The organism is Enterovirga sp. (genome assembly GCF_028290205.1).
Lineage (GTDB): Bacteria > Pseudomonadota > Alphaproteobacteria > Rhizobiales > Beijerinckiaceae > Enterovirga.
In genome coordinates, this window is record NZ_JAQGKF010000095.1 from 1 (window position 1) to 5424 (window position 5424).

Annotated in this window: 5 protein-coding genes and 1 pseudogene; 2 read left to right on the plus strand and 4 right to left on the minus strand. The window is 72.4% G+C overall.

The window, feature by feature from the left end; genetic code table 11:
* From JWR86_RS06405 to JWR86_RS06415, 3 genes are all read right to left on the minus strand, one after another.
* Nucleotides 1-500, minus strand: a 500-nt coding sequence (locus JWR86_RS06405) for an alcohol dehydrogenase catalytic domain-containing protein (RefSeq protein WP_299562412.1), incomplete at its 3' end; no start/stop codon positions are given.
* A gap of 82 nt (nucleotides 501-582) precedes the next feature.
* Nucleotides 583-1662, minus strand: coding sequence for a polysaccharide biosynthesis/export family protein (locus JWR86_RS06410; RefSeq protein ID WP_299562415.1), 1080 nt, complete (start codon nucleotides 1660-1662; stop codon nucleotides 583-585).
* A 282-nt stretch (nucleotides 1663-1944) separates the two neighbouring features.
* On the minus strand, nucleotides 1945-3204 hold the full coding sequence (locus JWR86_RS06415; RefSeq protein WP_299562418.1) for a glycosyltransferase: 1260 nt from the start codon (nucleotides 3202-3204) through the stop codon (nucleotides 1945-1947).
* Between the two features lie 109 nt (nucleotides 3205-3313).
* Between JWR86_RS06415 and JWR86_RS06420 the strand changes: the two genes are divergently transcribed.
* A complete protein-coding gene (locus JWR86_RS06420; protein ID WP_299562421.1) occupies nucleotides 3314-4087 on the plus strand; it encodes an SDR family NAD(P)-dependent oxidoreductase in 774 nt (257 codons plus the stop codon).
* Here JWR86_RS06420 and rfbD read toward each other — a convergent pair.
* A complete protein-coding gene (gene rfbD / locus JWR86_RS06425) occupies nucleotides 4062-4967 on the minus strand; it encodes a dTDP-4-dehydrorhamnose reductase (RefSeq protein ID WP_299562424.1) in 906 nt (301 codons plus the stop codon). The two genes, JWR86_RS06420 and rfbD, sit on opposite strands and share 26 nt — an antisense overlap.
* Before the next feature lie 107 nt (nucleotides 4968-5074).
* Here rfbD and JWR86_RS06430 point away from each other — a divergent pair.
* Nucleotides 5075-5424 (plus strand): annotated as a pseudogene (locus tag JWR86_RS06430) (chemotaxis protein CheA); the annotation flags it as partial.

Sequence of the window (5424 nt, forward strand, 5' to 3'; positions counted from 1 at the left end):
GCGTCCTCGCGGACCTTCGCGACCGCGATCTCGGGCAGCACGGTGAAGTTCGAGAACGTCGAACAGCCCATGTAGTGGAAGATCACGCCGTCGGTGTTGCGCGAACCGCCGACCGCCTCGCAGGAGAAGCGGCTCGTGCCGTCCGGCATGACGCCCTGGCCCTGGGTGGCCCGGATGGCCGTGCAGAGGTTGGTGCGCTGCGACAGGCAGCTTTTGCAGTGCCGGCATTCCGGCGTGTAGAGCGGAATGACGTGGTCGCCCGGTTTCACCGAGGTGACGCCTGCCCCGACCTCGCGGACGATGCCCGCGCCTTCATGGCCAAGGATCGCCGGGAACTTGCCCTCCGAATCCATCCCGGAGAGCGTGTAGGCGTCCGTGTGGCAGATGCCGGTCGCCATCACCTCGACCAGGACTTCGCCAGCCCGCGGCCCTCCGATCTCGACCGTCTCAACGGTGAGAGGCTTGCCGGCCTCCCAGGCAACCGCAGCGCGCGACTTCATGGCAGAACCTCGGACGGGGGAGTCGGAGCGCCGGCTCTAATGCACGGCCGGCGCCGAGGAAATTGTCGGTCCGGAACGTGCCCTAGCGGACCGCGCCCGCCACCGCGACACCCGAGATCACCGGGGAGGTGATGGTGCTGACCAGAGTCAGGAACTTCTGCAGCTCGGCGCCCGATGCGTTCGCCACATAGAGCACGTCCTTGTCCCGCATGCGGAAGCTTCGGGCCAGGAAGTAGCTCTTCGCGTCGCGCAGGGAGAGCCGGTACACGACCGGGATCAGCTGCTCGCGCTTGTCGATCGGCCGGCCGGGCGCGATGGCCGCGACGGTGGCGGGCGGCTCGAACCGGAGCAGGAAGACGCCGTCCGGGTCGGACCGGGCATCGATCAGGCCGCCCACCTTGGCGACCGCTTCCTCGAGCGACAGCGTGATGCGGCCGAACGGCGTGACGGCATTCTGGCCGAGCGCGCCGAAGGCCGAGAAGGTCTGCGGTTCGCGCACCAAGGTGAGCACGTCGCCGCCCCGGAGGAAGACGTTCTCCTGCGGGTTGGCCAGGATGGTTTCCATGGGAACCGTGACGGTGTTGCGGCCCCGCGTCAGTCGCACAAAGGTCTCGTGCATGGCGCCGCGGACGCCGCCCGCCGACGCCACGGCGTCCAGCACCCGGTCGCCGCGCGCACTGAGCGGGATGCGAGCGCCGCTCGTCACCTCGCCGGTGACCGTGACGCTGTTGGTGATGTTGCGGGACACGGAGACCAGAACCTGCGGCTCGATGGCCTTGCCGGTCAGCCGATCGAGAACAATCTGCTCCACCTCCGGCGGGGTCCGGCCGGAAACCACGATCCGGCCCGCATACGGCACGGTGATCGCGCCGTCCCGGGCCACGGTCTGGTCGGGGATCAGCGCCGAGCGTGAGCCCGTGGACACGCCGCCGATCGCCGGGGAGGAGAACAGGCCGCCGGCCGCCGCTTCCCAGATGGTGACCCGGACCTCGTCGCCGACGCCGATGCGGCTCTCGGGCGCAGCCCGGTAATCGCCGAAGCGCGCCCGCAGCGATGGGCCGGGCAGGCTGGAGAGAGCTGCCACCGTGCGCTCGTCGATGTCGGCCACGACATAGCGGCGCTCGATCTCGGAGTCCCCGTTGCTGACGATGTCGGCAGCCATCGGCCCGCTGGTCGGCAGGGTGGAGCACCCCCCCAGGGCCGCTCCCGCGGCCAGCACCAGACCCAAGCTCAGTCGTTGGAACGCGCTCAACATGCACCCTGCATTGGACACGGCCGGACTTCGCATCGTTTCAGCCCCGGGAACAGCGCCGGGGGACAGCCCCGGCCGATTTCACCGAGACCTGTCGCCGGCGCGACACACCCAATTCGGCCCCGCGACGTGCCAAAGACGCGGACAAGCGGAAAGGAACGTTTAAGCGGTTTGGCTCCCCGGCAGGCGGCGTCACAGTGACGCGAGAACGGAGTCAACGAACCGGAAATGCCCGGCCCAGTCGGGAATCGGCATAGGGTGGGCGATGCGGGCCGCCCTCGGCCGCTGGGCCGCGGCCAGGATGGCCTCGCGCCAGCCGAGCCCGTCCAGCGGGTGCAGCAGGGTGGCGCAGCCGCGGGACACCTCGCGATGCGCCGGCAGGTCGGACGCGATCACCGGTGTTCCGACCGAGAGCGCTTCCAGCACCGGAATGCCGTAGCCCTCGGCAAAGGACGGCATCAGCAGGGCTTGCGCACCGGCGAGCAGCGCGGCGAGGTCCCGGGTGGGCAGGCCGGGCGCCTCGATCACGTGCGGCCGCAGGCCAGGGCAGCGGTCGAGGAGGTCGGTCGCGCCCTCGCTCTCCCACCCGCGGCGGCCGACCAGCACCAGGGCCGGCGTGTGCGGCCCCAGCAAACCGGCGAGTTCGCGCCAGAGCTGCAGCAGCAGGAGGTGGTTCTTGCGGCCCTCGATGGTGGAGCAGGCGACCAGATAGGGCCGGCTCGCGCCGAGGGGCATCACGGCCCCTGTGAACCCGGGCTCGATGCCGATCGGGGCAGGGGTGACCGGAACGGCCGGCAGGTTCTCGGCCGCCGCGTGGGCCCTGAAGCGCTCCGCGACGTCCTCTGAATTGGTCAGCACGGCGGCGGCCCGGCGGGCCACGGTTTCCATGCGGACGCGATGGCGCGCCGCCTCGCCCGGAACCGAATATTCCGGATGCTCGATCGGGATGAGGTCGTGCACGTAGAAGACGGGCCGGATGTCCGGGCGCCCGTCTAGCCAGCTCAGCCGCTGCGGCAGGTCGAGCCGCAGATGCGAGGTGTGCAGGTAAATGGCCCCGCCCTGCGCCGGCCCGAGGGTCGGCCAGGTCGCGGCGCGGAGGCGCGTGATCAGCGACCGCAGCGGCACCCCCCGGCCGGCGCGGCCCGGCTCGGGCTGGGCAGGCGGCGGCACCGGCTCGGCCAGGAGCCAGGCCCGTAGCCGGGCCGCTGCCGGATCCTCTCCGGCCTGCTGCCCGTCGCGCCAGCGCTCCTCCAGCCTCGCCACGAGTTCGGTTCCCACTGCTTTCGGCAGCCGCCGGGCGCCAAACGGGGTCAGCGCCACGGCGTCCCGGGCGGGCGAGCCGTCCAGGAAGCGGCGGGCATAGGCCAGCTCGACGCGGTCGATGCCGGTGGGCGCCCGGTGGTGCAGGCGGGTGAGAAGGCGGGTGACGTCGACCAGGATCGGACGGTCCATGCACGGTCGTTGCCATGCCGGAGGATGCCCGTAAACGTGGGCGGGTCCGGCCGGAGCGCGGCCAGGGGTCTTGGGCAGGGGTCTTGGGCAGGGGGCTTGGGGAAGCAGGATGGAGCCGACCAGGATCGTCATCTCCGGCGCGTCGCGCGGCATCGGCGCGGCGCTGGCCCGGCTCTATGCGGCGCCGGGCGTCGACCTCGTCCTCCTCGGCCGCGACGGCGAGCGGCTGGCCGAGCAGGTGGCGCTCTGCCGGGCGAAGGGCGCCATCGCCGAAGCCGTGCTTCTCGACGTGCGCGACCGCGACGGCATGGCCGAGCGGCTCCAGGCGCTCGATGCCGCGGCGCCGGTGGATCTCCTGGTCGCCAATGCCGGCGTGGCCCTGCCGACCGAGGGTCCGCTGCCGGACGCTGCCACCGCGCAGGGTGAGATCGAGACCAACCTCCTGGGTGCCCTAAACACGGCCCTGCCGCTGGTGCCGGCCATGGTGCAGCGCGGGCGTGGGCAGATCGCGCTGGTGAGCTCGCTCGCCGCCTTCGCGCCCTTGCCGAGTTCGCCCGGCTACAGCGCCTCCAAGGCCGCCCTCCTGGTCTACGGCCTCGCGCTGCGGGAACGGCTGCGGGCGGAGGGGGTGCAGGTCAACGTGGTCTGCCCGGGGTACGTCGACACGGACATGGGGGCTCGCTACCGCGGCTGGCGTCCGCTCGCGATGAGCGCGGAGCAGGCGGCGCGCCGCATCCGCGGCGGCCTCGCGCGGGACCAGGCCGTGGTCGCCTTTCCGCGTCGCCTCGCCTTGGCGGCCCGGGCCAGCATGCTGGTCCCGGAGCGGCTGCGGCGGCTCGGCCTCGCGGCGTTCCGGTTCAGGATCGACCCGGCGGAGCGCTGACCGAGCCGGAGAGCAGCTCTGCGACGGTCTCGTCCAGGGCCTCCTGCCAGGGCCGGAGCGCAACCCCGTGATCGGCCCGGATGCGGTCGGTCGCGAGCCGGGAATTGGCCGGCCGGCGCGCCGGGGTGGGATACTCCGCCGTGCTGATCGGCACCACACGGGCCGAGGGCCCGCCATGGCGGGCGGAGGTCGCAAAGATCTCGCGGGCGAACCCGGCCCAGGTCGCCTCGCCCGAATTCACAGCGTGGTAGGTCCCGACTGGCGCGCCCGGATCGCGAGCGAGCCGGAGCGTGATGCGCTGCAGCGCCTGCGCCAGATCTCGGGCGAAGGTCGGAGAACCGCGCTGGTCGTCCACCACGCGGACCTCGTCGCGCTCGGCCGCGAGCCGCAGCATGGTGCGTAGGAAATTGGCCCGGTCCGGCGACACCACCCAGGCGGTGCGAACCACGGCGTGGCGCGGATTGGCGGTTCGGACGGCCTGTTCGCCGCCCTCCTTGGATGCGCCATAGACCCCGACCGGGCCGACCGGGTCGTTCTCCTGGTAGGGCTCGGACTTGGTGCCCGGGAACACGTAATCGGTGGAGACATGCACGATGGGCGCGCCGGCCAGCGCCGCCCCGCGGGCCAGGATGGCGGGTGCGAGCGCGTTGGCGGCCCAGGCCGCCTCCACATCGGTCTCGGCCCGATCCACCGCCGTGAAGGCGCCGCACGAGATCACCGCCGACCAGCGCTCGCCCTCCAGGGCGCGCCGGATGGATCCCGGATCCGAGAGGTCGAGCGCAGTCCGCGGCGGCGCGTGCAGACGCACGTCCTCAGGCCAGGGCAGCCGTCCAAGCGCGAGTCCGACCTGCCCGCTGCCTCCGGTCACCAGGATGTTCACCGCCTTCACCCCCTCCCGCGCCGGTCTCCGACGACCCCGGCCGACATCTTGACGCCCGATTCACGTGTCAAGGTCATGGGGTGACAAACATTTCCCCGAGGTCCTGCATGACGGAGCCGACCACGCCCGTTCTCGACCCTTCCGACGCCCGGCTCGCCGGCCCCATCGCAACGCGAACAGGGTCCGTGCCGCTGGTGGCCGCCTGCATCCTGGGCGCGGCCGGCATCGGCTTTGGCGCCTGGACGGCGTTCGAGCGCTTCGCGGCGCCGCGCCCGTCGGCGATCCGGATGGGTCCGGTGGCCGAAATGCCCGAAATCCGTGGTGGGGTTCCGGCCCTGGTCCGGGGAACGGCGCAGCCGGTCGCCGCCGCATCGCCTGACGGCCGCCCCGCGGCCGCGACGGCCGACGGCCGCCCGGTCCGGATGGTCGGTGGGGCGCCCGTTCCGGCCCCGTCCGG

Excerpts from the sequence above, each read along its gene's own strand:
- JWR86_RS06420 (WP_299562421.1), top strand. The coding sequence starts at position 3,314 with ATGGAGCCGACCAGGATCGTCATCTCCGGCGCGTCGCGCGGCATCGGC.
- JWR86_RS06415 (WP_299562418.1), bottom strand. The coding sequence starts at position 3,204 with ATGGACCGTCCGATCCTGGTCGACGTCACCCGCCTTCTCACCCGCCTG.
- JWR86_RS06410 (WP_299562415.1), bottom strand. The coding sequence starts at position 1,662 with ATGGCTGCCGACATCGTCAGCAACGGGGACTCCGAGATCGAGCGCCGC.